Source organism: Acinetobacter sp. V116_7, from assembly GCF_056735735.1.
Genome location: NZ_JBWZIF010000026.1, coordinates 44,277 through 70,321, shown reverse-complemented (window position 1 = coordinate 70,321; position 26,045 = coordinate 44,277). Strand labels below are relative to the sequence as shown.

Sequence of the window (26,045 nt, the reverse complement as noted above, 5' to 3'; positions counted from 1 at the left end):
TAACCCAATGGCTAAGTATAGCAGTATCAATAGTTTTAATGCTTTACAGACGCTAACAGTAGGTTCCAGCAATTATCAGATTTTTAGCTTAGCCCAAGCAGAGAAAACGCTAGGGGATATTGCCAAACTGCCGAAATCTTTAAAGGTATTATTGGAAAACTTATTACGGTTTGAAGATCAGCATAGCGTTAAAACGGAACACATTCATGCTTTAGCAGAGTGGTTAAAAACCCGTAGTTCAGATCAAGAAATTCAGTACCGACCTGCACGGGTTTTAATGCAGGATTTTACTGGTGTTCCAGCTGTGGTTGACTTGGCTGCCATGCGTGCAGCAATGGCACAAGCGGGTGGTGACCCTGAAAAAATTAATCCTTTATCCCCTGTAGACTTGGTTATTGACCACTCTGTGATGGTTGACCATTTTGCTGATGATCAGGCCTTTGAAGAAAACGTACAAATCGAGATGCAACGTAATGGTGAGCGATATCAATTTTTACGTTGGGGACAATCAGCATTTAATAACTTTAGTGTAGTGCCACCGGGCACAGGTATTTGCCATCAGGTCAATTTAGAGTATTTGGCTCAAGCGGTGTGGCTAGGTGAAGATAACGGTCAGACTTTTGCTTTTCCCGATACTTTAGTGGGTACAGATTCACATACCACCATGATTAATGGTTTGGGTGTTTTAGGGTGGGGTGTAGGGGGAATTGAGGCCGAAGCGGCTATGCTGGGCCAACCGATTTCGATGCTGATTCCTGAGGTCATTGGTTTTAAATTAACAGGAAAACTACCAGAAGGGATTACTGCAACTGATTTGGTGCTGACCATTACTCAAATGCTTCGTCAAAAAGGGGTAGTGGGTAAATTTGTAGAGTTTTATGGAGACGGCTTAGCCGATTTACCTCTTGCTGATCGTGCAACCATTGCCAACATGGCACCAGAATATGGGGCGACTTGTGGTTTCTTCCCAATTGATGAGGTGACACTAGGATATTTGAGATTAACCGGTCGTCAAAATGATCGTATTGAACTGGTTGAAGCGTATAGCAAAGCACAAGGTTTATGGCGAAATGCTGGTGATGAACCTGTTTTTACAGATACTTTAAGCCTTGATATGAGTACGGTTCAGGCAAGTCTAGCAGGACCAAAACGCCCGCAAGACCGAGTGCTGTTATCAGAAGTACCTAAAGCGTTTAATGCACTCATGGAGTTAACGCTAAAACCAGCAAAAGAAGCAAAAGAACGTCTAGAAAATGAAGGTGGTGGTACTGCTGTAGAGGCAAAAAAAGCAAATATTCAACATGAAAGTCCATCTTGCGTGATTGAAGGGCAGGAATACCCGTTAAATCATGGTGATGTTGTTATTTCTGCGATTACCTCTTGTACCAATACCTCTAACCCAAGCGTGATGTTAGCGGCGGGGTTACTTGCTAAAAAAGCCATTGAAAAAGGCTTGCAACGAAAACCATGGGTGAAAAGCTCTCTTGCACCTGGTTCTAAGGTCGTGACTGATTATTTGTTGGCTGCTGGGCTTACGCCGTATTTAGATGAATTGGGTTATAACTTGGTGGGATATGGTTGTACAACCTGTATTGGTAACTCAGGCCCATTACCCGAGCCAGTCGAAGATGCAATTCAATGCCATGATTTGAATGTTGCATCTGTACTTTCTGGTAACCGTAACTTTGAAGGACGAGTACATCCATTAGTTAAAACCAATTGGTTAGCTTCACCGCCTCTTGTAGTGGCTTATGGTTTGGTTGGGAATATTCGTACCGACCTGACAACAGAGCCTCTTGGTGAGGGTAAAGATGGACAACCTGTCTATTTAAAAGATATCTGGCCAAGTCAGGCAGAAATTGATGTTGTCTTGCAGAAAGTAAATACAGACATGTTTCATAAAGAATATGCTGCGGTCTTTGATGGTGATGAAAGCTGGCAAGCGATTCAGATTCCAAAAAGTAAAACCTATGAATGGGCTGATGATTCGACTTATATCCGTCATCCGCCATTCTTTGAAGGCATTGGTGAACCACCAAAACCAATTAAAAATATTGAACAAGCAAATATCTTGGCGGTGCTTGGTGACTCAGTAACAACTGACCATATTTCACCAGCAGGTAATATCAAAAAAGACAGTCCGGCAGGTCGATATTTACAAGAGCAAGGTGTTGAGCCAAAAGACTTTAACTCCTATGGTTCTCGACGCGGTAATCATGAAGTCATGATGCGCGGGACCTTTGCCAACATTCGTATTAAAAACGAGATGCTTGGTGGGGAAGAGGGTGGTAATACCATTCATGTGCCAAGTGGTGAAAAGCTCGCTATTTATGATGCCGCAATGCGCTATCAACAAGAACATACACCGCTTGTGATTATTGCTGGTAAAGAATACGGAACAGGTTCTTCACGTGACTGGGCTGCCAAAGGAACGAACTTGTTAGGTGTCAAAGCTGTCATTGCTGAAAGTTTTGAGCGTATTCACCGTTCAAACTTGGTGGGTATGGGCGTGTTGCCACTCCAGTTTGTTGATGGACAAACTAGACAGTCTCTTAACTTAACAGGTCATGAGGTCATCTCGATTCGTGGTTTATCGGATGGTATTCAGCCTCATGAAATTCTTGAAGTTGATGTGAAAGGGCCAAATGGAGTAGCCAGCCACTTTAATGTGTTATGTCGAATTGATACGTTAAATGAGGTTGAGTACTTTAAGGCTGGTGGTATTTTGCATTATGTACTGCGGAATTTGATTGCTGGTTAATGTTATTTTGAGATTAATACCAATCAATATTTGTATTGGTTGGTATTGGAAGAATTATCACGGCAGAGTCTTATCGTAAAAAATTCTAATGGTAGTAGCTCATAACCCTACTTTTGTTTCGGCAAAAGTAGGCAAAACCATTGCCATTCACAGAACCTGTTCAATACTGATTAATATCTTATGTTTTGCAAAAACAGTATCTTGTTGATGCTCGACAGGCTGTGAATGGCTTTGGCACCAATCAGATAGCTATCTAGTACAAAGTAGCAATTTGGTTTTGAAAAGCAGTAAAATAGCCACCGTGTTTTATGTCCCCTAAGAGTAGCAATGACCGATCTCCAACAAGATGAATATGACCGCCGTTTTGCAGGTGTAGCCAAAGTTTATGGTGATTCATCGTTCCAGCACTATGAAAAAAGTCATGTGATGGTGATTGGTATTGGTGGGGTGGGCAGTTGGGCGGTAGAAGCATTAGCACGTACAGGTATTGGTGAGATTACACTGGTAGATATGGATGTGATTGCAGCATCAAATGTGAACCGTCAGTTACCTGCAATGACATCAACTCTAGGTTGTGAAAAAGTTGAGATTATGGCGGAACGTTGTCGCCAAATTAACCCACGTATTAAAGTCAATATTATTGATGACTTTTTAACACCAGAGAATGTCACAGCGCTGTTAACCCCTGTACCCGATATTATTTTGGACTGCATTGATGACGTTAAAGCAAAGTTGGCTTTAATGCTCCATTGCCGTTTTAATAAAATTCCGTTGATTGTGTCGGGTGGAGCAGGTGGTAAGCTCGATCCGCTTAAAATTCGTGTGGCTGATTTATCAAAAACAGAACAAGACCCAATGTTAGCGAAGCTACGTAGTCAACTTCGTGCTCGGGGCATCTGTAAAAAGCCAAAAGAGAAATTTGGTATTACTTGTGTTTACTCAATCGATAATCCATTTTCAAGTGTAGATGTTTGTCCTTCGGCTGGGCTACGCTGTGGTGGCTATGGTTCCGCAGTAGTGGTGACTTCAAGCTTTGCCATGATTGCTGTGGCTGAAGTTTTGAAGAAACTCGATTTGAAGAAAGCCTGATTTAAATATAAAAAAAGCATGCTCTTATGTTGGAGGGCATGCTTTTTGTTTTTGAGAAAAACGATTTAATCATATAACTCTATAGTGTCGTGTTTGGGCTGTGTTGGAAGCTGCTGATCATAAAATTTAAAGCACCATAAAATTAGAACAACAACAGTGAAGATGGTGAAACTTTTAAAATACTTCATGAATAATTCAATCAAGTGTGTGGTCTTGATAAAATTCTAGCGAAGGCAATCTATCTAATCTAATATAGAAAATAGACCTAATAATCTAATTTTGAGATGGTGATGCTCACATTAAAACAATTCCAATATTTCATAAAAATTGTAGAAGAAGGGAGTTTTACTGCTGCTTCAGAAAAGCTCTTTATTGCTCAGTCTGCTTTAAGTCGACAAATTAAATTGCTAGAAGAAGAAATTGATTTTCAGTTATTTGATCGTACTGATAAGAAAATAAAACTTACAACGGCAGGAGAGGTCTTCTATAAAAAAATAAAAGATAATATACATTATTTAAATGAAATCATTGGAGTTTCTAAGAATATTGCCGAGGGAAAAAATCGCCAGATTAAAATTGCTCACTCGAGTAGTATTATTATGGATGATAAAAAGGTTCAGATATTAAAAGAAATTAGCTTAGCCAAACATATAAATTTTGAGATAAATACTTTGTCATCTGAGCATCAAATTCTAGCTTTAATGAGTGGAGAAATTGATATTGGTTTGATTAGACCACCAGTTCGGCACACTTTAGATGAGATCAATGTTGTTAAGCTATATGAAGAACCTTTAATGGTGGCTGTGCATGTTGATCATGCTAAGCTTGCAAATAAACAAGAGATTCAAGTTAAAGATTTAAAAGATGAGTATTTCGTTTCTACACCTCATTCTAAACGAGGCGGTTTAAGCTATTTGGTTTCAAACTTGTGTGTAGGGGCAGGCTTCTGGCCTAAAGCAGCGACCATCCAATCACGTAAGCTAAGCCAATTACAGTTAGTTGCTGCAAATTTGGGTATTAGCATTGTTCCCCAAGAGTTTAAGCAAATATTACCCAAAAATGTAAAATTGATTCCTCTAGAAAATAAGAATCTTTCATCTGAAGTGGTTTTAGCTTACAGAGCAAACCAGAGTGATCTGATTCAACCTTATGTTGAGCAGATCTACCAGCTGCTGCAAGTGTGAGAGGTAATATGTTTAACTTATGCTGAAATAATTATTGTGACCCAGTGTGCTCACTAATAGAAAATGTATATTCGGTATCACCTTCTAACTGACGTTCCTGAGATAGGATGTCCATTTTGGGGCGTTTATGCTGGTAAAATTCCAAATTGATACAACCACTATTGTTAACCTCATAGCGAATATAGTAACGATCAGGCTCTAGAAAAAATGTTGCTTCTTCAAATGAGTGCAAAGATAGAATTTTCTTCTTGTCGTGATAAATCACAGAAGGACAATCTAGTAGTCCATTTGAATATTGTTTTCGTATCACATGGATCCGAGCTTTAGGAGTGGTTTCTTTTAATAAATATTGGGGCTGATAAATCCGTTTTTCAGGTACTTTTTTTAAAACCTCTTCAACTTTTGTATCTGGGGCAGCATACGTCATACTAAACGACATTAGTAAGTAAAAGCTCAGCAATATTTTTTTCATAAAGTTCCATCATTATTTTTGACGAGTACAATATGAAAATAAAGCAAAAAAGAAGCCAAGCTGGATTCAAAATGTTTGTTTAATAAAATGCTTGAAATGATTCAACATTTAGTTCTTAAGTAGCTTGCCCTAATCGGTAATAAGTATAGGTTACGCTATCATCTTTATAGACATCATAACTATTTTGTTTGAAGTCAGAGACCCATTCACTTCCTGTATATCCAGCAATATGTCCATAAACATGGTTGCGGGTTCTGTGAATGATATAGATGTCACCTTCTTGTGGTTCATCAAAGGCTGGATTAATTTCTTTATAGCCAATCTTTTTTAAGGTATCTCCCCAATCTGAAGCTGCGATTGGGTGATTTTCGACATTGGCACCAGCAGATTCTAGTGCAAGGCGGATACTGCGTGCGCAACGAGCTTTACTGCGTCTAGAGGTAACACTTTCTAATTTTTCTACAAATTTATCAATATCTATGGCGGGAGTACTGGAAGTTTCTGTTTGATGATTATTGGGTTTCATGGTGAAAGGATAAGGAAGGCTTGGGGTGCTGTGGGATACAACAATGGCTGCCTGATTTGAATCCTGATACATGTAATTATCAGCTACTTGTCCGTCATAAATAATCATCGTGAAATCTCTACCGTGCTACTCATATCCATATTAAAAAAATCACCACCTACCTGTGGCGTTCAGAGATACTAATCGGCGTACCTTAAAAGTTTTGTTTATGTTATGTAATAACCTATCTTTTTTCCAGGGGTAACTGCTTCGGAATGAAAAGATGCTTATCAAAAGAGTGATTAAAAATAGTGAAATTTAATTTATTGATATCATTATAAATAAATAATTAATCAGAGTTTAAATTTGAATATTTTGCTTCAACATTTGCGAATATACTCAAAATCTAAGTCTCTGATTTAAAATGCCACATTTTCTTACAATTTAAGAAGCGATCACAAGCTTAAGCTTGCTGCTCTTTTAAATATTCCTCGGTACGAATTAGAGCTGCTTGCATGTTGCTAATAGCCTGTTCTACATCACCTAAAGTTTTTGCATTTCCACCACTTAGCGCCTGACGCCACTTGCGAGCACCCGGTAAGTTTTGGAATAGACCTAAGATATGACGGGTAATGATTGAAAGAGGAGCGCCTTCAGCCATACGTTGTTCAATATAAGGCAGCATTTGTTCCATAATATTGAATCGATCTGGTGCCTCTAAATTCCAAAGCTGACCCATTTCCGCGAGTAAGTACGGATTATGGTAGGCTTCACGGCCAATCATGACTCCATCAACGTGCTGTAAATGTGTTTGAGTTTCAGCAAACGTTTTAATCCCGCCGTTAATTTCAATGGTGAGATGTGGGCGCTCTTGTTTTAAACGATAAACATCTTCATAGCGTAAAGGTGGAACTTCACGGTTTTCTTTCGGAGATAGACCTTTCAAAATAGCGATACGAGCATGCACAACGAAGTAAGTACAACCTGTTGCCGCAACAGTATCTACGAAATGAAGCATCTCTTCGTAAGATTGCATGTCATCGATACCAATACGGTGTTTGACTGTTACAGGAATCTTTACTGCCTTTTGCATGGTATGAATGCATTCAGCAACTAACTCTGGTTCTGCCATTAAGCAAGCACCGATTTTATTGTTTTGTACACGGTCACTTGGGCAGCCTACATTGAGGTTAACTTCATCGTAACCCCAGTCTTCGGCCATTTTTGTGCAGGTCGCAAGCTCTTGCGGATTTGAGCCACCAAGTTGCAATACGATAGGGTGTTCTTGTGCGCTGTAGTCCAAATGACGTTTTGCATCGCCAAAAAGAATCGCACCTGTAGTTACCATTTCTGTGTAGAGCACAACATTTGGGTTAAACAAGCGTGCAAAGAATCGATAATCCTTTGTAGTCCAGTCCATCATGGGTGCGACAGAAATACGAGGTTGTAACGATTGAAGTGATTGCATAACCAATAGCCCAAAAGTCGCTAAATTAATGAAAGGGCAGCATTATACGAGGTTTATGCTTGAATCGACAGAGGCATTTAACCGAGTAATTTATAACCACCCTTGTGTTGAATATAGGAAGATGATTTATAACAAGTTACCTTATTGGGAAACCATTTTCTTTTTTTGTAAGATCGTATCGAACGTGCTAAATAAAATACAAAGAACAACTAACCCAATACCTGCAAGGCAAGTCATGGTCCATCCACCACGGTTCCATGCAAAAATTCCTAATGCCGAACCGCCTGCACCGCCAATAAAGTAAGTCGTCATATAAATGGCATTAATACGAGACTTTGCATCTGGTCGTAAACGGAAAATAATACTTTGGTTACTGGTGTGTACGAGCGCGAGTGCTAATTGAATTAAAGCAAAACCAATAACATAAGTAGAAAGTAGAGTTTGTCCGAAGTAGAAACAAACCCAACTTACTAAGAACAGCCCGCAGCCCATCCATGTCAGTAAGCCAGTATGTCCTTGATCCGCATATTTACCAATGTAACGTGTTGATAAAGCACCGAAGATGCCCACTAAAGGCACTAGTCCAATAAAGAGATCAGGTAAATGATGTGCTGAGGTAAGGAGTAAGGCGATAGTGGAATACAAGATACTTACTGCTGCAAAGGCGAAAGCACCTGTAAGCGCTCTTAATAATAATCGCTTTTCCTGCTTTAAAAGTTGAGCCATGGAAACAAAGATTTGCCCATAGTTCATTTTCATACGTAAGACATAAGGCAAGCGGCTTTTTAAGGTAAATGCTAGCAGCAGCATTAATACGCCGCTTACTACATACACCATTTTCCAGTGGAAAAGGTTCGAAAATAAGCCTGCCAGACTGGTAGAGAGTAAAATCCCGACTAATAAACCACTCATTAAAAAACCAATGATTTCGCCAGTTTTTTCGGGTTTTACAGTCATTGTGGCAAGAGGAATAAGCACTTGAGCTGCTACAGAAAACAAGCCTGCTAAAATTGTACCAATCCATAGCATAGGCAAGTTCACAGCAAAAGCAGAAGTAAATAGGCCAATTGCACAAAGCACCATTAAAAATGGAATGGCCTTGGCTTTATTAACGATGTCACCCATTGGAACAATAAAGAGTAAACCGAGGGCATAAGACACCTGAGCAAATGTCACTGTTAAAGCAGCTTGTGCTTGAGTTACAGCAAACTCTTGTTGAATCGAGTGAATCAGCGGTTGACAATAGTAATTCACACCTGCACATAAGCCACATGCTGCTGCCATCAACCAAAGTAAAGGTTTATTTTGACTGATATCTTCAGGGGTAGACATGATGTTCTCTCGATTTTATTAGGTGTATGCGGTTGCTTCGACTTCAATGAGCATATGCTCTAATGCAAGGCGTGGTACAGGAATGAGTGTACAGGCTGGAAAAGGATGATTTTTCCATAAATTTTGCATAATTTTAATCAAAATTTGATGTTTTTCGACCGAATGGTCAACAACTAAAACTCTTAACACTGCAATGTTACTAAGCTCTGCATTGGCAGCTTTTAAAGCATATTGAATGTTATTAATGGTTTGGATAACTTGTTCTTCAAAATTTGGGTTTAATTCACCTTTTGAGTTTTCGCCTCCTTGACCTGCAATATGAATAATCTTTTTAAAATTTTCTACTACAGCCACATGGCTATAAGCATTTGGGGTAGGGTCATATAAAGTTGATGGATTTATGATTTTAAAAGTTTCTTTATTCATGGAACTCAACCGTTCATTAAAATTTAGATGAGTATCCAACCTCAACTTAAGTTGAGGTCAAGAGAATTTAATGTTTTAGCCTTTTCTTTCTGAGTGTAATCATCATCACACCAATAATATTGAGAAGGCAACCGACCCATTGCCACATATTTAAATGTTCATTTAAAAAGGCAACAGCAAGCAAAATCGTTAAAACTGGTCCAATCGAAGCAATCATTGCAGATTGAGAGGCACCTAATCGTTCAATACTTTGCATGAGCATAACGGTAGGTAAGACGGTCACTAAAAAGCCTAGACCAATCCCATACCAAATCACACTAGAGGGTAGCTGTAATAGAAGTTGAATAGGTTGAGATGTGCTGAGTGCATAGTGCGTTAATGTACCGATACAAGCCACAGTTAATGCTAACCCAGTGAAATTCCAAGAACCAAATTTCTTAATTAATGGTGGGGTTAGTAATAAATAGCCCGCAAAAGCCACCGCACTTGCAAATACTAAACTTGTCCCTAGCCAGAAGTTGCCCTGAATTGGTGCGTTGTTGTGCTCTTGAAGCATGACCAGCACGGTTCCACCATAACTAAGAAAAATGGCAAAGAAACTTTTTGCATCTAATTTTTGTTTGTAGAGTAAGCTTGAGACGATGACTGTAAGCGTGGGATATAAAAATAGAATAATTCGTTCTAGAGAGGCACTAATAAACATGAGACCCATAAAATCGAGCCAACTGGCAAAGTAGTAGCCTAATAGACCGGCAAAAATTAAAATTAGCCAATCCTTCTTTTTTATGCCCTGATTATGATGCCTGTTAAACCAACAAATAAGTAGAAAGAACGGTAAAGCGCTTAACATGCGTAAAGCCATCAGGACTGTGGCATCTACTAATGGAGAAAGGGCATAAGTCTGTTTAATAAAGATTGCTTTTGTACTGAATAGAAAAGCAGAGCAAAGAGCAAAAAAAGACCCGATTTGAAACGAAGAAAGCGAAATTTTCATATACAAGACTGTATAAGAGAGACTGTTGTCTACAAAAAAAGAAAAATCTTCCTATATTACACCTCAAATCAAATATCGTGAATCATCAGTTCAAAATATGGGTATTTATTAAATAAATATTGGGTGGTATTTTAAAAAAGTTCAATTAGAATCCAAATTCTGTACAAAGAATACACATGGGGGAAACATTGCGGCTTGCAATGTTTTTGACAATGAGAAATTAGCTTGAGGAACGCTCATGCAGATCGGAATCCCAACCGAAACTGTCGTCGGTGAAAATCGTGTAGCTGCTACGCCAGAGACAGTAAAGAAGTTGATTAGCGCTGGTCATAGCGTTGTGATTGAACGTGGTGCTGGAGTAAAGGCCGCGTACATTGACAGTGCTTATGAACAGGTCGGTGCAACCATTACGGATGATGCCTATACGGGTAGTCAAATTATTTTGAAAGTTCGCGCGCCACAAGGCGGGGAAATTCAAAAACTTGCAGCAAATACTGCTGTTGTAGCAATGTTTGATCCTTATCGTAATACCGAGCTAGATCAGTTTGCGAATCAGCAAGTTTCTGCTTTTGCTCTGGAATTGCTTCCTCGTACGCTTTCTCGTGCGCAGAATATGGACGTATTGTCTTCTCAGGCAAACCTTTCTGGTTATAAATCAGTTTTGCTTGCTGCTGCTGAATATCAGCGCATGTTCCCAATGCTTATGACTGCTGCTGGTACTGTAAAACCTGCTCGTGTTGTGATTATGGGTGTGGGCGTTGCAGGTCTTCAGGCAATTGCAACCGCAAAGCGTTTGGGTGCAATTGTTGAAGCGACTGATTTACGTCCTACAGCAAAAGATCAGGTTGAATCTTTAGGTGGTAAGTGGTTAGACGTACCAATGTCTGAAGAAGAGCAACAACGTGCAGCGGATGCCGCTAAAAATGGTTATGGATGGATGCCGGGTGAGCAATACATCAAAGACCAAGCCGCGATTGTTGATAAGGCTGTTTCTAATGCTGACATCGTGATTACCACTGCGCTCTTGCCGGGTCGTGATGCACCACGTCTGATTAAGGCTGAAACTGTTGCCAAGATGAAACCGGGTTCTGTCATTTTAGATATGGCTGTTGAAACTGGCGGTAACGTTGAAGGCTCTAAAGTGGGCGAGACTGTTTTTACAGAAAATGGCGTGAAAATTTTGGGTATCCCAAATATTCCGGCAACTGTAGCAACAGAAGCTTCAGCGCTATATGCACGTAACGTTTTTAATTTCGTAGAGACATTATTCGACAAAGAGAAAAACTTTGCGATTAATCAGGAAGACGAAATCCAAAAAGCCCTATTGGTCACTCATGGCGGTCAAGTACTGCTTAAGCGTGGTTAAGGAGATTTCTCATGGTTGAAACTATTACAATTTTCGTCCTTGCCATCTTCGTAGGTTATTACGTAGTTTGGGGTGTTACACCAGCTTTACATACGCCGCTTATGGCTGTAACCAATGCGTTGTCATCTATTATTGTGGTGGGTGCAATGTTGCAAACTGTGGGTCTACCTATTTTGGGTGTAGATGCTAACGTTGCATTTCAAAGTGTAAATGTGGTGAGCGTACTTGGTGCGATTGCAGTATTTTTGGCAAGCATTAATATTTTCGGTGGCTTTGCAGTAACTGCACGCATGCTGGAAATGTTCAAGCCTAAGCAAAAGAAATAAGAGGGCTTTGACATGGAATTTATTCAAGCAAATGCGAACTGGTTGTACCTTGTTGGCGCAATCCTCTTTATCTTGACGCTTCGTGGCTTGTCTGGCCCTAAAACAGCAATTCAAGGTAATCGTTACGGTATGATCGCGATGGCGATTGCAGTTGTGACGACCTTCTTTGTTGCGAATAACCCAGTGATCTGGATGATTGTTGGTGCAATGGTGCTCGGTGCAATCGTAGGTATTGCACGTGCTCGTACTGTGCCAATGACGCAAATGCCGGAAACTGTTGCGCTTATGCACTCGTTAGTTGGTTTGGCTGCTGTTTTAATTGCAATTGCTGCAATTTTACATAACAACCAACTCACTGAATTGTTCGCTCAAAATGAAGCGGCTTTAACGGCAGCTGGTGTGCAACATGTGCACATGAGCAAAGTTCACTTATTTGAATTGTTTGTTGGTTGTTTCGTTGGTGCGATTACCTTTACTGCGTCTGTGTTTGCGTACGGTAAATTGGCTGCGAAAAAATGGGCTAAAACAATTTCTGGTGCATGGGTTAAACCTGTTCAAGCGCTTATCTTTATTGCGATGTTGGCTTGTGGTTTTTACTTCTTCACGACTGGCAACATGACTGCTTTCTGGGCAATGACAGCTCTTGCGCTTGCATTTGGCTGGGTGTGGATTGCACCTGTGGGTGGTGGTGATATGCCTGTAGTAGTATCGCTTCTTAACTCATTCTCTGGTTGGGCTGCGGCAGGTATTGGTTTTACACTTGAAAACAACATGTTGATCGTTGCGGGTTCTCTCGTGGGCTCATCTGGTGCGATTCTGTCGTACATCATGTGTAAAGCAATGAACCGTTCGATCATCAATGTATTGTTTGGTGGTGCAATGGGTGGTGCAGCGGTTGCTACTGCTGCCAAAGGTGAGCAAGTTCAACGTAACCATCGTTCTGGTTCTGCTGATGATGCTGGCTTCTTGATGTCAAATGCTGACAGCGTTGTGATTGTACCAGGTTATGGTATGGCGCAAGGCCGTGCACAAAATGCTGTAAAAGAATTGTGTGAAATTCTAAAAGAGCAAGGTGTTCGCGTTCGTTTCGCAATCCATCCTGTTGCTGGTCGTATGCCTGGTCACATGAACGTATTGCTTGCAGAAGCAGACGTGGCTTATGAAGACATCTTGGAAATGGATGAGATTAACTCAGATTTCCCTGCAACAGATGTAGTGCTTGTAATTGGTGCAAACGACGTTGTAAACCCTGCTGCGAAAGATGATCCAAGCTCGCCGATTTATGGTATGCCGATTCTTGAAGCTCATAAAGCGCGTACAATCATGGTGATTAAGCGTTCTATGGCAACAGGTTATGCTGGTCTAGACAACGATTTGTTCTATAACGAAAAAACAATGATGATCTTTGGTGATGCTAAGAAAGTTGTTGAAGATATGACAAAAGCAATCAATGGTGGTGGTCACTAATTTGACCTCAATCAGAATTGTAAAAGCCACCCTCGGGTGGCTTTTTTATTTGGCTTATTTGTTTAAAGAAATTTTTCTACAAGGTTTAGAGATTGTTGATAGAGGTCGCGTGCTAATTGCTGATTTTTAGCATGTGATGATTTCCAGTCTGGCATATGTGCGCTGACATATTCGCCATTACGGTTTTGCCATGAGTCTCCAATCGCCATCTCTGTTATGAGATTTGCAGGAACTGAAGTTGGTACTAATCCTAATTTCATCGCTGCATAAACCGGTTTTGGTAAGTCACGATAAATATCGGAAGCAACCCCACCGGGGTGTAATGCATTATTGGTAATTGAACTTCCAGCTAGCTGTTCTGCTAATGCATTGCTGAATAATAAATTTGCAAGCTTCGATTGCCCATAATAGAACAGGGGATTGTAAAAACCTTCTGCACGAAACTTGTTGGGTTTAATTGAACCCACCCAGTGGGCAATAGATGCAAGGTGGATAATACGTGCTTTCGGAGATTGTTTTAAAACTGGAAGTAATTTTTGAGTAAGTAAAAAATGACCTAAATAGTTAACCCCAAATTGTTGCTCAAAGCCTTCATTAGTCAATTTTTTGGTTTTGGCAAATAAGCCTGCATTATTAATAAGTACGTCAAGGCTGCCATAGCGATCAGCAATTGCAACTGCTGCTTTTCGGGTTAACTCAAGACTGTTTAAATCAAGAGAAACGATATCGACTTGGCCTTGATTAAGTGAACGGAGTTTGTTCTGCGCATCTTGGGCTTTTTGTGGATTTCGGCACGCTAGAATGACATGTTGCCCTTGTTTAACGAGTTGTTCTGCTGTAGCAAAGCCAATGCCCGTATTGGCGCCTGTAATTAATATCTTCACTTTCTGTACTCCGGTTATGCTATTTATTGGTGAGAACTTTCAGAAAATATATAGTGCTGCAAATCTGACAATTTGTCATGTCAAATTTGGTTGTAAGTGATGATTGGTATTTGTGGGGGAGATGATGGGATATTTGAAATAGTTAAAATCTTTGTTTAGTAAATAAAAAAGCGGCTCAAAAGAGCCGCTTTTTTTAAAAGCAAAATTTTAAGCAACCGACTCTGGAGCGGTACGCCATAAGCTTTCTAAATCATAGAATTTACGAGCTGTTGGTAGCATCACATGTACTACAACAAAGCCGAGATCAATTAAGATCCATTCTGCATCTCGTTCACCTTCAACGCCAATCGGGCGGAAACCGGCTTTTCGAGCTTCTTCTGCAACATTGTCTGCAAGTGCTTTCACATGACGAGTAGAAGTACCGCTCGCAATTACAATAGCATCAGCGACATTGCTAATTGAGCTAACATCTAACTGGAGAATATCTTTTGCTTTTACATCAACTAAAGCGTCGTGGACGACTTTGAGACAAGTTTGTACGTCTTTATTTGAGGTATTCATTGCGAAATCGTGAGAATTAGACACGCTGGGCGATGGTTCTAAATTCATATAGGGTATATTTTCCTGACAATTACTCACTATCTAATATAGTGGTTTTCGCGCTAAATTTCAAACAAAACTCGTAACAGTTTATATATTTACATCATCCGAAAAATACTTTTTCTTCCATGTAAATGACTGATTTGAAGTGTTTTCAGGCTTATATTCCGCTGCAATATAGTTTTGATAAGAACTTTGTTTTAACCAAGAAAAAATTTGTTCATAAGGAATTTCAGCTGTATCTGGTTCATGACGGCCCGGACAGTCCGCAAACTGAATGTGTCCAATTGAGTTAATATTCTCTTGTAAACCCTCAAGAACGTCTTCGCCCATCATTGCCATGTGATAGCAGTCATATTGCATTTTTAGAGTAGGGTCGTTGACCGCTTCTAACATTTCTTGTGCCTGCGCAATATTTTGTACTAAAAAGCGGGGCATATCTGTACCGTTAATCATTTCAAAAACGGGTTCTATATCGTGTTCACTGAGTAAGTTACACGCAAGTTTTAAATTAGCTGCTAAGGTTTTTAAACAAGGTAGTAAGTCAGCATCGAGCGGTTGTTTACCCGCTAAAATATTAACACGAGGAACCTTTAAAGCTGTGGCATAGCTAATGGCTAACTCTAATGCCTCATGGAAAGCTATTTCTTGGCCGGGAATGCCTGCTAAACCGTTTCCGCCTTGCATAAGGTCACCCGCAGGCACATTAATTAGACAGAGACTAAGATTATAGCGTTCGAGTTGAGTTTGAATATCTGCAATAGTTAATTCATAAGGGAATTGAATTTCTACATATTCAAAGCCCTGTGCATGGGCCAGAGCGAAGCGTTCAATTAAAGGAACTTCGGTAAAAATCATGGATAAATTGACTGCAAGACGACCCATACTCAAACTCCGTTTATTTTTGCTCTACTAATTGAATCATAGTAGCTAAATCTTTCTCAGCAAAGCCATTTTTTTGGTGAGTTTGTAGCTGTAATAGAGCTTTTTGTGCAACTGGGATGTCTAAATTAACATTGTTAGCCAATGTTACTGCGTTATTAAGATCCTTAGATAATGTTTGAACTTTCCACTGAACTGGCTCAAAGGTATGAGTTGCCATACGTGGAGTTAGAATTTGAAAGGGTTTAGAGTCCGCAAATCCGCCTGCTAAAGCTGGAGCGAGTAAAGTCGTATCTACACCAGCTCGGTCTGCAAGCGCGACAGCTTCAGCAATAAGGGCGCTGTTGGCTGCAACAATCAGTTGATTACAAATTTTGGTAGCTTGGCCAGTTCCAGTATTGCCCATTCGGGTTACACGTTGAGATAAAACATTATAAACAGGCGTTAGTTCTGTAATCGTTTGAGCATTACCGCCTGCAAAAATGACAAGTGTGCCTTGTTCTGCTCCAGCTGTTCCACCTGATACAGGTGAATCAATCCAAATAACGTCATGTGTGGCAGCTGCTTGAGCAAGCGTTTTTGTTGCAGCAACAGATAAGCTTGAGAAATCCACAATAACTTGCTCAGCTTTTAAGTTAGGCTGAATTTTTTCAAATACTGCCTCTACGGCTTTGTCATCTGCCAGACAGATTAAAATAATAGGATAGTCACCAATATTTGAAAGTTCTAAAGGTTGGGCGCCGATATCAATCAGTTCTTCACATGCAGAGAAGGTTCGATTCCAAACCGCAACTTGAAAGCCGGCTTGAATAAGGCGGGTTGCCATCCGACTTCCCATAAGCCCCATACCTAAAAAAGCAATAGGGGTATTACGATCAAAATTCATAATCTAAGCTCTTTATTTATATTGGCGTGGTAAAAAGTTAACTTCCGGATGTTTGTCTTTTTTACGAGCAAGTTTGCTATTTTTACCAAGTAATAATTTAAGTTGCCAGATTTTTTCTAGACGCAATGATTTTTCTGGTTGATGCTCCATTGCATCAAGTACACGTTTTGCCGCTGTGAGGGCATCAGGTGAGCGTTGTAACATTTCAGCTGCAATCTCATGTGCTCTCTCTAGAGGCGAGTCACTTAAATGAGTCACAAGACCGATTTCTTTTGCATAATTTCCGTCAAAAACACGGGCAGTTAAGGTGAGTTCTTTTGCAAGGTCAACGCTAATTAAACCTTTTAATGAGCGAGTAAGACCCATATCAGGAACTAAACCCCAACGGCTTTCCATAATCGACATTTTTGTTTCTGGGTGAGAAATTCGGATGTCGGAAGCCAAGGCAAGTTGCATACCTGCGCCGAAACAATATCCTTCTAATGCAGCAATAACTGGGACAGGTAAATTCTGCCAAGTCAGAAATGCTTTTTGAAAAAGACTTTGTCCGGGTTTTACAAGTTCCCAAATGGCAAAAGCAGAGTTTTTCGGATTGTTTAGGTCGGATAAATCAATTCCAGCACTAAACACATTTCCTTCGCCTGTCAAAATAACACAGCGAATATCTCTATCCTTTTTAATTGCTTTCGCAGTTGAAACTAACTCTTTTAATAAGGCAAAACTCATTGCATTGCGTTTGTCTGGACGGTTTAAATATACCGTTGCAATGCCATTATTTTTTTCAATACGTAAGAGTGCCATGAGATTCCCGCTTCTTTTTTTATAGATGAACGGAGCATAACATGGCTGTAATTTGGAAACATGACAGCTCAGTCATGCCTCTTTGATAGAGATGTTAGTCAGGAATCACCAAGATTTGATGGGCTGCACTTTCTACTTCTTTAACGACAAGACCTAGTTCATCAAAGCGCTGCATAACTTCTTCAATGAAGCCTTCATCTGCTATACGACGTTCTTTACGCAGCGTTGAAATAAATTGCTCAAAGTCACCAGTCACTTGTTGTAGTTTTGGGGCGCCTACATAGCGAGTAGCCCCATAGAGGCGATGTAAAACATGCTCAAGTTGAGGGAAGTCTTCAAGCTCAATGAGCTGTTGCATTTCATCTAGCTCAGTCGGAAAACTATCTACTAACATTTTAAGTAGATCTTGTGCTAAGTCTTCTTTATTCGCTGCAAGCTGCAAACTTTGTTGCCAATTTAAAATTTGTGGGTCTAAAGCTTCCGCGACTACATGGTGGTCTTTGTTTAAGGCTTTTGCTGTGAAGTTGTTTTTAGTCCATTGCGTTAAGATCTGGATGATTTGTTCCATTTGAATTGGCTTGGTGACATAGTCATTCATGCCTACTTTAAGGAGTTTTTGTTTTTCATCGGCAAGTGCGTGGGCGGTGAGTGCAATAATTGGAAGTTGCATTTCTCCGTCTAGTGTCGACTCTAAAGAACGAATAGCACGAGTGGTATCAATGCCTGACATGACAGGCATTTGAATGTCCATAAACACTAAATCAAATGGTTTAAGTTTCTGGTCAATTCGTTCTTGGATCAGGTTAAGAGCTTCTTGGCCACTGAGAGCTTTAGTTGTTTTAACATTAAGTTCGCCGAGTAAGGCTTCTAAAACAATTAAGTTAGGGAGATGGTCATCCACTGCCAGAATGTGTAGCCCCTGACCATTAAAGTCTTGTTGTTCCTCTTCAAAAATAGGTTGATCATTTAATAATTGAATGAGTCCACTTCGACTTAATGGTTGATAGAGAGGGCGAGCACGGTATTCATTGAGCATGTTTGGCTCAAGTGTCATTTGATAGCCATAGACGGCTAAATTACCTTGATAACGACTGCGAATTTCTTTTAATAACGCTTCAGTGTCGCCACTATGGTCAACAATGAGCCATGTATTATCTTTCTGATCAAGATGTTTTAATCGGCTAAACAAGTCCAGAATCGATTGTGTTTCGATATGAGGAACATGGTAGTTTTCAAGGTAGTAACGTAAAACACTTGCTGTAGCAGGATGAGCAAGATACGACACCACTTGTAAATGTTCAAAGTGTGGATGTTCGATTTCGTAATCTTCATCTACCACAAATTGTGCGGTAAACCAGAAGGTTGAACCTTTTTCAGTTGGCGCACGTTCTTGGTTATCTTCAAAACCAATTTGACCATGCATGAGATGAACAAGCTGTTTGGAAATAGCTAAACCTAAACCTGTACCACCAAATTGACGTGTAACTGAGGCATCGCCTTGCGAGAATGATTCAAATAGTTTTTTACGGTCTGTGCCACTTAAACCAATACCACTATCTTGAACACTGAAATGAAGCAGACATTGCCCAATATCATCATGTTCCATACGAACACGAACAATAATTTCACCATCTGGAGTGAACTTGATCGCATTAGAAATCAAGTTAGTCAAGATTTGCTTGAAGCGTAAAGCATCGCCAATCACTTCTTGTGGAATGTTGTCGGCATAGTAAAAAGCCATGGCGATATGTTTTTGAGCAGCCAATGGAGATAGCATATCCATGACATCAAAAATAGCTTCTTCTAAATCAAAGGGTGCTGTTTCAAGTTCTAACTTACCTGCATCAATTTTCGAGAAATCTAATACATCGTTAATTAATGCTAATAAATGGGCAGATGACTTGCGAATGGTTTGCAAATAAAGATTTTGTTCATTATTTAAATTTTGTTGACGAAGCAATAAATGAATAAAGCCATCAATACTGTTGAGAGGTGTTCGAAGCTCATGACTAATATTTGCCAAGAAAACTGACTTCGCTTGGTTTGATGAAATCGCTTGGTCACGTGCTTGACGATAAGTAATGTTTTGGACTTCTAAGGTATCTAGTGTTCTGCGTAAGTCTTCTTCTGTTTGTTCAGTGTGTTCTTTTAATTCTAAAAAGCTAAAGTGTAATCGCTTAACAACATTTGCAATATCACGCTGTAGTAAGCGTAGCTCCCCAGTACTGTTAATAACTAGGTGCTGATCTAAAGTATCTGCATTGAGGCGTTGTAACTGCATGCGAATTTCATACATCGGCGCAATCCAGCGACGAGAGTAAAAATTCAAGCAAAGTAAAAGTAATAGTAAGGTCATTAATCCAGTAATGACGAGGGCAATCATAATGCGATAGCGTGCCAACTCTAGAGGCTGGTTATCCATTTCAATCATTAACCAAACTGGGGCTTTTCCAGCTTTATTGCTAATTTGCAGTCCATAAATATTATTGTGGTTATAAGAGATGGGACCAAAAAAACTATTATTACTAGGAAAGCTAGGCCAATAACGATTATCACGATAACCAATGCTTAAATAAGTCTGTCCATTGTTATCAATTAATACCGCGCGTTTAAGATTTTTTTCGCTAAACATGCTTTGCATAATGTGCTGAGCATGATCGTATTCATCGGGCTCTAATTCGACTAGCGTATATAAATCTTTCGCAATTTGATTGTAGCGAGCTAAAATTGCTGAGGCGTGATGTAGCTGTTGTTGTTTTACCGAATGTGACGTTTCAGTTAAAACCAGAAAAGCACCGACCCCTGTTAAAATCATAATCGGCACAAAAATTAGAGCAATCAATTGCCCATATGCATGATTCAGACGTAAGCGTTTCGATAAGGTTTTATTGAAATTAGACATGGCTACATCAGATTTATCTCTCTGTACGGCATCTTATCACGCTTTATTTTAAAACAGACGGCATTTTATAAATGACCGAGCTTTAATCGCTTTCATGAAAAAGCATATTGAAATGGGTGCAGTAGCGAGCATTTTTTCATACAATAGGCGCACCTCGATATAGGTATTGATCATGAGTAATACACAACCTGACTTTTTAGCCGACGAATTTTTGTTAGATCACTATGTAGGTAAGACACCTCTAGTTCGTTTGCAGCGATTAGCTTCTCATACGCAAGCGACGGTTTTAGCAAAATTAGAAGGTAATAATCCGGCAGGTTCTGTAAAAGACCGTCCTGCATATAACATGATTATGCAGGCAGAAAAACGTGGTCAAATTAAGCCAGGCGACACCTTGATTGAGGCAACCAGTGGAAACACAGGTATTGCTTTGGCAATGGTTGCTGCAATGCGTGGCTATAAAATGAAACTTATTATGCCGAACAACATGAGTCAGGAGCGTAAAGATGCGATGCTGGCTTATGGCGCAGAGCTGATTGAAGTAACGCCGCAGCAAGGTATGGAAGGTGCACGTGATTTAGCCTTGCAAATGGAAAAAGAAGGTAAGGGGCACGTTTTAAATCAGTTTGGTAATCCTGATAATGTTGAAGCTCATTACTTAACAACTGGTCCTGAAATTTGGAAACAAACAGGTGGGAAAATCACCCATTTTGTAAGCTCAATGGGTACGACTGGTACCATCATGGGTGTTTCTAAATATTTAAAAGAACAAAACCCAGATATTCAAATTGTTGGTTTGCAACCAGCAGATGGATCAAGTATTGCTGGTATTCGCCGTTGGCCAAAAGAATATTTACCTACTATTTTTGATAGTAGCCGTGTAGATCGTACTATTGATATTCCACAAATTGATGCTGAAAAAACCATGCGTAAATTAGCGCGTATGGAAGGCATTAGTGCAGGTACATCTTCAGGCGGTGCGGTATGGGCATCTATCAAGATTGCAGAAGAAAATCCAGATGCTGTTATTGTTTGCATTATCTGTGACCGTGGCGACCGCTACTTGTCTACAGGATTGTTTTCAGTACAGGACGATAACTCATAATTGAGAGAAATAATGCGTTTCCCTACCTTAGTTTTTGATATTGAAACTTTAACTGATTTAAAAGCGGGAGCGCATTTATATCATCTTGATTTGCCAGAGGCTGATGTAGAGCAAGCATTGACTAAACTCCGTCGTCAAGAATCAGGCATGGATTTTCAGCGCTTACCTTTGCATGAAATTGTTTGTATTTCTGGTCTATGGCTTGATGAGTCTGGTTTCAGATTGTTTTCTTTTAGTCGTGAACAATATTCTGAAGCTGAGATTTTGCAAAAGTTCTTGTCAATTTTTGATAAGCGTCATCCGACTTTAGTGAGTTGGAACGGCTCACAATTTGATTTACCCGTTATTCTGTTTCGCGCGATGTATCATGGGCTTTCTGCACCGGGCTTGTTTGATCAAGGTGAGATTGATAGCCAGAAGCGTTTTAATAATTACCAAAACCGTTATCACCATCGCCACATTGATTTAATGGACGTGATGGCAATGTTTAATGGGCGTAATTTTCAAAAGCTTGATGATATTGCCTGCATTTTAGGTTTGCCGGGTAAACGCGGTGAATCGGGTTATCATGTGCCTGAATATGTTCGTAATCAACAATGGTTAAAATTGACTAGCTATTGTGAAGGGGATGTACTCAATACATGGTTTATTTATTTGCGTTGGCTGATACTAAAAGGCCAGTTGAGCGTAGATGAACATAACCACTGGATTAGTTCGAGTATTGAATATTTACAGACTATGCCGCAGCAGTCTGACTTTCTTGAAGTATGGGAACGTACTTCGAAACATACTGAATTTACTTCTCACTATTTTAATCCTTCAGATTTTTAGGTTCATCCTTTGAAACAACAAGCCAAATCTCGTAAGCCTCAACAACCTGAATATATTTTTCAAGTTGAAACACTTTCTCATGAGGGGCGAGGAATTGCGCATTATGGTTCTCATCCTGATCATCCAGCAGATAAGCATGGCAAGAAAGTTTTTATTCGCTATGCATTGCCTGGAGAAATTGTAAAGGCTCAGATTACCCATCAAGCAAAGCGTCTTGAAGAAGCTGAGATGGTGCAGTTGTTAGGAGAGCCTTCAACTCATCGCATAGATGCAATTTGTCCTCATTATGGTATTTGCGGTGGCTGTAGCATGCAGCATATCCATCCTGATGAACAAATCCGGTTAAAGCAAAGTGTGCTCCAATCGCATTTACAACATTTTGCAGGAATTCAGCCTGAACAGTGGCTTGAGCCAATTCGATCTTTACAAACAGATTATCGTCGTCGTGCTCGAATAGGGGTGCGCTATCTGCCAAAGCCAGATCGCTTAATTATGGGGTTTCGTGAACATCATAGTAATCGGCTAACTTCTATCCACACTTGTAGTGTTTTGGATAAAAAACTATCAGATAGCTTGCCTGAGCTGCGTACTTTACTCCAAAGTCTAAAAGGCAAAGCGCATATAGGTCATGTAGAATTAGCAAAAGGTGATCATGAAATTTCTTTGTTGGTTCGTCATGTAGAAAAATTAAACAATTCTGATGTCAACCAATTAAAGCAATTTGCGTTAGACAAAGGGTGGCAGTTGTATTTACAGCCTAAAGGGCCTGAAAGTATTCATCGTATTGATGATGAAAAAGGTGCTTTACGTTTACACTATGCTTTAGAGCGGTTTGATGTAAATTTTGCTTTTTCGCCATTGGATTTTACTCAGGTCAATGCCACAGTAAATGAACAAATGGTTCAATTGGCATGTGAATTGCTTCAATTGCAACAAGGTGAAAAGGTACTTGATCTATTTTGCGGTTTAGGCAATTTCTCACTCCCGTTAGCACGATGTATTGGTGAGAGTGGTCAGGTTGTCGGTGTGGAAGGGAGTGAAGAAATGGTGCAACGGGCAACAGCTAATGCAAAATGCAATAGTTTGGTGCAAGCAACCTTCTTTTCACAAGATTTAACAAAAGATTTTTCGCATCATTCTTGGGCAAATCAAGGATTTGATGCATTATTGATTGATCCTCCTCGTGCTGGTGCATATGAAATTATGCAGTATGTATCAAATTTTGGAGCAAAAAGAATCGTTTATGTATCATGTAATCCAGCTACACTGGCAAGGGATGCGGGTGTTTTGGTCCAATATGGTTACCAGTTAAAAAAAGCAGCTGTAATGGACATGTTTACGCACACAGAACATGTTGAATCCATTGCACTATTTGAAAAAATTCAAGAGATAAACGATTAAAAACATGAGTTACATATTGAGGAGAATGGTATGGTCACAGTACGTGAACAGTTACCTGAACAACTAACTGAGTTGTCCGAGGAAACGACTGTAGAGCATGCCGCCGAAACGCAAATCGGTTTAGCCTCATGGTTGGATCGGGTGCGTGAAATATTAGATGGGGCGAAGCTTGAACAGCTTGAGCAGGTTGCTCATTTAACCCTGCAAAAAGAGTTGGACTCAACGGTTAATCATCGTTCAAATACTTTCGCTACAGGCGTTGGAATGGCTGACATTCTGGCGCATCTCCATGTAGATGAAGATACTCTATCGGCAGCAATGCTCTATCGTAGTGTGCGTGAAGACATTACTGATATAGAAGAAGTAAAACAGAAATTTGGGGAGCAGGTCTATAACCTTGTCAAAGGTACTTTGGCAATGGGTAAGCTCTCGGAACTCATTGAGAAAAATAAACGGTTAGAAGATCATTTTAATAATAATCAACGAGAACATTTAAGTGGCATTTATAAAATGCTGATTTCGGTTACCGAAGATGTTCGTGTTGTTTTAATTAAACTTGCTGAACGTACCTATTCTTTACGAGAACTAGCAAATTCATCTCGTGAACGTCAAGAACGCGTAGCACGCGAAATTCTTACTATTTATTCGCCATTGGCGCATCGACTCGGTATTGCTCAGCTTAAATGGGAACTTGAAGATCTCGCTTTTCGCTATTTAGCTCCAGATCGTTATAAAGAAATTGCGTCATTACTGAATGAAAAACGATTAGAGCGCGAACACTATATTCAGTTCGTGATTGATCGTTTAAAAAATGAGTTAGCATCTTACGGAATTGAGTCAGAAATCACAGGTCGAGCGAAGCACATTTATTCGATTTATCGAAAAATGAAAAGCAAAAACCTGAGTTTTGATCAGCTTTATGATATTCGTGCCTTACGTGTATTGGTCAATAGTGTTCCTGAGTGTTACCATTCTTTAGGTATTGTTCATCAAATCTGGCGTCATATTCCGCATCAGTTTGATGATTATATTACCAACCCGAAAGCAAATGGTTATCGCTCTTTGCATACTGCTGTAATTGCCGAGAATAAATCGCTTGAAGTACAAATTCGTACTCATGAGATGCATGACGAAGCAGAATTAGGCGTATGTTCGCACTTTAACTATAAAGAAGGTTCAAAGAATACTGACCATTCCTTTAATCATCGTTTGCATTCATTGCGTGCTGTTTTAGAACACTATCAAGAGCGCAATGAAACGACGGTACATCAAAACGAAGATGAAACTGAAGGCTTTGAACAGTTACAAGACTTTGAAGGCTTTGAGAAGATTTACGTTTTTAGTCGTGATGGTGATATTAAGGAATTGCCACGTGGCTCAACAGTTTTAGATTTTGCTTACCATGTGCATACGGAAGTAGGCAATAAGTGTTATGCAGCGCGAGTTAACCAGCGCTATGTGCCACTTACCTATACTTTAAAAACTGGTGAGCAGGTTGAGATTTTAACTAAAAAAGATCGTGATCCAAACCGAGATTGGTTGGTCAATTCTTTAGGTTATATTAAAACCTCTCGTGCTCGTGACAAGCTGCGTCATTGGTTTAGACAGCAAGATCGTAGTAAAAATCTTGAAGTTGGCCGTGAACTTCTTAATAAAGAGTTAGCTCGTCTAGCGATTCACCCAAAAAGTATCGACCTAAATGATTACTCATCACATTTTAACGTGAAAACGGGTGATGACATTTTGGTGAGTCTAGTAAGCGGTGATATTAGCTTACATGCCTTGATTAATCAGGTGAATCGTCAAATGCATCTAGATCAGGATGAACCTGAACTAGTGCTTAAACCAGCATTAAATCCACGTGCTAGCCATACGTTGTCGGCTCATGGAATCTTAATTGATGGTTTAGACAATGTAGAGCTGCACATCGCGCAGTGCTGTCAGCCCGTACATGGTGAGTCAATCGCTGGATATATTACTTTGAACCGTGGTGTTAGCATCCACAAAGTCATTTGTTCAGACTACCAACGTATGATTAAGCAAGAACCAGAGCGTGCTGTTGAAGCCGATTGGGAAATGCAACCAACACGTGGTCAAAGCGTTCAAATTGTGGTGGAAGCTTATGATCGTCGTGGTCTGCTTAAAGACTTAACTCAAGTGATTTTCTCTGACCAAATCAATATTCGTCAGGTCAATACAATTTCTGAAGCAGATGGTATTGCCAATATGAAGTTGTTAATTGAGGTTAAGGGTTTAGCGCAGCTTTCTCGCTTATTGGCTCGCTTAGAGCAACAGCCTGGAATTATTAGTGCGCGACGCATGATTCAAGGTGTTTAAATAAATTGAGTAAAAAGGCTGTCAAA

General features: G+C 39.9%; 23 protein-coding genes. 10 read left to right on the top strand and 13 right to left on the bottom strand.

Annotated elements, in window-relative coordinates; translation table 11 throughout:
• Window positions 1–7 precede the first annotated feature (7 nt).
• Window positions 8–2,761 (top strand): aconitate hydratase AcnA, encoded by a 2,754-nt coding sequence (gene acnA / locus AC1PJP_RS11440; protein ID WP_479767000.1) that lies wholly within the window; start codon window positions 8–10, stop codon window positions 2,759–2,761.
• A gap of 327 nt (window positions 2,762–3,088) precedes the next feature.
• The gene (locus AC1PJP_RS11435; protein ID WP_479766999.1) at window positions 3,089–3,850 is read left to right on the top strand and encodes a tRNA threonylcarbamoyladenosine dehydratase; all 762 of its coding nucleotides are present in this window, start codon (window positions 3,089–3,091) and stop codon (window positions 3,848–3,850) included.
• A 65-nt stretch (window positions 3,851–3,915) separates the two neighbouring features.
• On the opposite strand, the gene AC1PJP_RS11430 is transcribed toward AC1PJP_RS11435, so the two are convergent.
• Window positions 3,916–4,038: a hypothetical protein gene (locus tag AC1PJP_RS11430; protein WP_144734215.1), complete on the bottom strand. Its 123-nt coding sequence runs from the start codon at window positions 4,036–4,038 to the stop codon at window positions 3,916–3,918.
• A 96-nt stretch (window positions 4,039–4,134) separates the two neighbouring features.
• On the opposite strand from AC1PJP_RS11430, the gene AC1PJP_RS11425 reads away from it, so the two are divergent.
• A complete protein-coding gene (locus AC1PJP_RS11425) occupies window positions 4,135–5,034 on the top strand; it encodes a LysR family transcriptional regulator (RefSeq protein WP_479766998.1) in 900 nt (299 codons plus the stop codon).
• A gap of 31 nt (window positions 5,035–5,065) precedes the next feature.
• Here the strand turns inward: AC1PJP_RS11425 and AC1PJP_RS11420 are convergent, their stop codons facing one another.
• From AC1PJP_RS11420 to AC1PJP_RS11395, 6 genes are all read right to left on the bottom strand, one after another.
• Window positions 5,066–5,461 carry a hypothetical protein gene (locus tag AC1PJP_RS11420; protein WP_128825278.1) on the bottom strand — a complete coding sequence of 132 codons (396 nt, stop codon included), beginning with the start codon at window positions 5,459–5,461 and terminating at the stop codon, window positions 5,066–5,068.
• A 160-nt stretch (window positions 5,462–5,621) separates the two neighbouring features.
• Window positions 5,622–6,140 carry a hypothetical protein gene (locus AC1PJP_RS11415; protein WP_005302354.1) on the bottom strand — a complete coding sequence of 173 codons (519 nt, stop codon included), beginning with the start codon at window positions 6,138–6,140 and terminating at the stop codon, window positions 5,622–5,624.
• Between the two features lie 334 nt (window positions 6,141–6,474).
• Complete coding sequence (gene dusA, locus AC1PJP_RS11410) at window positions 6,475–7,479, bottom strand: tRNA dihydrouridine(20/20a) synthase DusA (protein WP_479766997.1); 1,005 nt, start codon at window positions 7,477–7,479, stop codon at window positions 6,475–6,477.
• A 141-nt stretch (window positions 7,480–7,620) separates the two neighbouring features.
• Window positions 7,621–8,811: an MFS transporter gene (locus tag AC1PJP_RS11405; protein ID WP_192455113.1), complete on the bottom strand. Its 1,191-nt coding sequence runs from the start codon at window positions 8,809–8,811 to the stop codon at window positions 7,621–7,623.
• An 18-nt stretch (window positions 8,812–8,829) separates the two neighbouring features.
• Window positions 8,830–9,237 (bottom strand): RidA family protein, encoded by a 408-nt coding sequence (locus AC1PJP_RS11400; RefSeq protein WP_479766996.1) that lies wholly within the window; start codon window positions 9,235–9,237, stop codon window positions 8,830–8,832.
• Between the two features lie 67 nt (window positions 9,238–9,304).
• The gene (locus AC1PJP_RS11395) at window positions 9,305–10,231 is read right to left on the bottom strand and encodes a DMT family transporter (RefSeq protein ID WP_440206740.1); all 927 of its coding nucleotides are present in this window, start codon (window positions 10,229–10,231) and stop codon (window positions 9,305–9,307) included.
• Between the two features lie 238 nt (window positions 10,232–10,469).
• Between AC1PJP_RS11395 and AC1PJP_RS11390 the strand changes: the two genes are divergently transcribed.
• The 3 genes from AC1PJP_RS11390 to AC1PJP_RS11380 are packed head-to-tail and all read left to right on the top strand — an operon-like array spanning window position 10,470 to window position 13,390.
• The gene (locus AC1PJP_RS11390) at window positions 10,470–11,597 is read left to right on the top strand and encodes a Re/Si-specific NAD(P)(+) transhydrogenase subunit alpha (RefSeq protein ID WP_004794594.1); all 1,128 of its coding nucleotides are present in this window, start codon (window positions 10,470–10,472) and stop codon (window positions 11,595–11,597) included.
• A gap of 11 nt (window positions 11,598–11,608) precedes the next feature.
• Entirely contained in the window at window positions 11,609–11,923 is a 315-nt protein-coding gene (locus AC1PJP_RS11385; protein WP_003654992.1) for a proton-translocating transhydrogenase family protein, read from the top strand.
• Window positions 11,924–11,935: 12 nt separating this feature from the next.
• Window positions 11,936–13,390: an NAD(P)(+) transhydrogenase (Re/Si-specific) subunit beta gene (locus AC1PJP_RS11380; RefSeq protein ID WP_004794591.1), complete on the top strand. Its 1,455-nt coding sequence runs from the start codon at window positions 11,936–11,938 to the stop codon at window positions 13,388–13,390.
• A gap of 62 nt (window positions 13,391–13,452) precedes the next feature.
• On the opposite strand, the gene AC1PJP_RS11375 is transcribed toward AC1PJP_RS11380, so the two are convergent.
• From AC1PJP_RS11375 to AC1PJP_RS11350, 6 genes are all read right to left on the bottom strand, one after another.
• Window positions 13,453–14,274 (bottom strand): SDR family NAD(P)-dependent oxidoreductase, encoded by an 822-nt coding sequence (locus AC1PJP_RS11375; RefSeq protein WP_479766995.1) that lies wholly within the window; start codon window positions 14,272–14,274, stop codon window positions 13,453–13,455.
• A 207-nt stretch (window positions 14,275–14,481) separates the two neighbouring features.
• Window positions 14,482–14,883, bottom strand: a complete 402-nt coding sequence (rsfS, locus tag AC1PJP_RS11370) for a ribosome silencing factor (RefSeq protein ID WP_004794586.1) — start codon at window positions 14,881–14,883, stop codon at window positions 14,482–14,484.
• A gap of 81 nt (window positions 14,884–14,964) precedes the next feature.
• Window positions 14,965–15,759: a hydroxypyruvate isomerase family protein gene (locus tag AC1PJP_RS11365; protein ID WP_004794584.1), complete on the bottom strand. Its 795-nt coding sequence runs from the start codon at window positions 15,757–15,759 to the stop codon at window positions 14,965–14,967.
• Window positions 15,760–15,772: 13 nt separating this feature from the next.
• Window positions 15,773–16,642 (bottom strand): NAD(P)-dependent oxidoreductase, encoded by an 870-nt coding sequence (locus AC1PJP_RS11360; RefSeq protein WP_479766994.1) that lies wholly within the window; start codon window positions 16,640–16,642, stop codon window positions 15,773–15,775.
• Between the two features lie 12 nt (window positions 16,643–16,654).
• Window positions 16,655–17,443, bottom strand: coding sequence for a crotonase/enoyl-CoA hydratase family protein (locus AC1PJP_RS11355; protein WP_004794580.1), 789 nt, complete (start codon window positions 17,441–17,443; stop codon window positions 16,655–16,657).
• A gap of 94 nt (window positions 17,444–17,537) precedes the next feature.
• Window positions 17,538–20,345: a GacS-like sensor histidine kinase gene (locus AC1PJP_RS11350; protein WP_479766993.1), complete on the bottom strand. Its 2,808-nt coding sequence runs from the start codon at window positions 20,343–20,345 to the stop codon at window positions 17,538–17,540.
• Window positions 20,346–20,517: 172 nt separating this feature from the next.
• Here AC1PJP_RS11350 and cysM point away from each other — a divergent pair, with 172 nt between their 5' ends.
• Genes cysM through AC1PJP_RS11330 form a run of 4 tightly spaced genes read left to right on the top strand, consistent with a single transcriptional unit; the run spans window position 20,518 to window position 26,019 of the window.
• Window positions 20,518–21,450 carry a cysteine synthase CysM gene (cysM, locus tag AC1PJP_RS11345; RefSeq protein ID WP_005036815.1) on the top strand — a complete coding sequence of 311 codons (933 nt, stop codon included), beginning with the start codon at window positions 20,518–20,520 and terminating at the stop codon, window positions 21,448–21,450.
• Between the two features lie 12 nt (window positions 21,451–21,462).
• Entirely contained in the window at window positions 21,463–22,281 is an 819-nt protein-coding gene (locus AC1PJP_RS11340; protein WP_479766992.1) for a 3'-5' exonuclease, read from the top strand.
• 9 nt (window positions 22,282–22,290) lie between these two features.
• On the top strand, window positions 22,291–23,682 hold the full coding sequence (gene rlmD / locus AC1PJP_RS11335; protein ID WP_479766991.1) for a 23S rRNA (uracil(1939)-C(5))-methyltransferase RlmD: 1,392 nt from the start codon (window positions 22,291–22,293) through the stop codon (window positions 23,680–23,682).
• A 30-nt stretch (window positions 23,683–23,712) separates the two neighbouring features.
• Window positions 23,713–26,019, top strand: coding sequence for a RelA/SpoT family protein (locus tag AC1PJP_RS11330; protein ID WP_005302395.1), 2,307 nt, complete (start codon window positions 23,713–23,715; stop codon window positions 26,017–26,019).
• The last annotated feature ends 26 nt before the right edge of the window (window positions 26,020–26,045 follow it).

Bases quoted from the DNA above. Each gene is read 5' to 3' on its own strand.
- acnA (WP_479767000.1), top strand. From the start codon at position 8: ATGGCTAAGTATAGCAGTATCAATAGTTTTAATGCTTTACAGACGCTA.
- AC1PJP_RS11435 (WP_479766999.1), top strand. From the start codon at position 3,089: ATGACCGATCTCCAACAAGATGAATATGACCGCCGTTTTGCAGGTGTA.
- AC1PJP_RS11430 (WP_144734215.1), bottom strand. From the start codon at position 4,038: ATGAAGTATTTTAAAAGTTTCACCATCTTCACTGTTGTTGTTCTAATT.
- AC1PJP_RS11425 (WP_479766998.1), top strand. From the start codon at position 4,135: ATGGTGATGCTCACATTAAAACAATTCCAATATTTCATAAAAATTGTA.
- AC1PJP_RS11420 (WP_128825278.1), bottom strand. From the start codon at position 5,461: ATGACGTATGCTGCCCCAGATACAAAAGTTGAAGAGGTTTTAAAAAAA.
- AC1PJP_RS11415 (WP_005302354.1), bottom strand. From the start codon at position 6,140: ATGATTATTTATGACGGACAAGTAGCTGATAATTACATGTATCAGGAT.
- dusA (WP_479766997.1), bottom strand. From the start codon at position 7,479: ATGCAATCACTTCAATCGTTACAACCTCGTATTTCTGTCGCACCCATG.
- AC1PJP_RS11405 (WP_192455113.1), bottom strand. From the start codon at position 8,811: ATGTCTACCCCTGAAGATATCAGTCAAAATAAACCTTTACTTTGGTTG.
- AC1PJP_RS11400 (WP_479766996.1), bottom strand. From the start codon at position 9,237: ATGAATAAAGAAACTTTTAAAATCATAAATCCATCAACTTTATATGAC.
- AC1PJP_RS11395 (WP_440206740.1), bottom strand. From the start codon at position 10,231: ATGAAAATTTCGCTTTCTTCGTTTCAAATCGGGTCTTTTTTTGCTCTT.
- AC1PJP_RS11390 (WP_004794594.1), top strand. From the start codon at position 10,470: ATGCAGATCGGAATCCCAACCGAAACTGTCGTCGGTGAAAATCGTGTA.
- AC1PJP_RS11385 (WP_003654992.1), top strand. From the start codon at position 11,609: ATGGTTGAAACTATTACAATTTTCGTCCTTGCCATCTTCGTAGGTTAT.
- AC1PJP_RS11380 (WP_004794591.1), top strand. From the start codon at position 11,936: ATGGAATTTATTCAAGCAAATGCGAACTGGTTGTACCTTGTTGGCGCA.
- rsfS (WP_004794586.1), bottom strand. From the start codon at position 14,883: ATGAATTTAGAACCATCGCCCAGCGTGTCTAATTCTCACGATTTCGCA.
- AC1PJP_RS11365 (WP_004794584.1), bottom strand. From the start codon at position 15,759: ATGGGTCGTCTTGCAGTCAATTTATCCATGATTTTTACCGAAGTTCCT.
- AC1PJP_RS11360 (WP_479766994.1), bottom strand. From the start codon at position 16,642: ATGAATTTTGATCGTAATACCCCTATTGCTTTTTTAGGTATGGGGCTT.
- AC1PJP_RS11355 (WP_004794580.1), bottom strand. From the start codon at position 17,443: ATGGCACTCTTACGTATTGAAAAAAATAATGGCATTGCAACGGTATAT.
- AC1PJP_RS11350 (WP_479766993.1), bottom strand. From the start codon at position 20,345: ATGTCTAATTTCAATAAAACCTTATCGAAACGCTTACGTCTGAATCAT.
- cysM (WP_005036815.1), top strand. From the start codon at position 20,518: ATGAGTAATACACAACCTGACTTTTTAGCCGACGAATTTTTGTTAGAT.
- AC1PJP_RS11340 (WP_479766992.1), top strand. From the start codon at position 21,463: ATGCGTTTCCCTACCTTAGTTTTTGATATTGAAACTTTAACTGATTTA.
- AC1PJP_RS11330 (WP_005302395.1), top strand. From the start codon at position 23,713: ATGGTCACAGTACGTGAACAGTTACCTGAACAACTAACTGAGTTGTCC.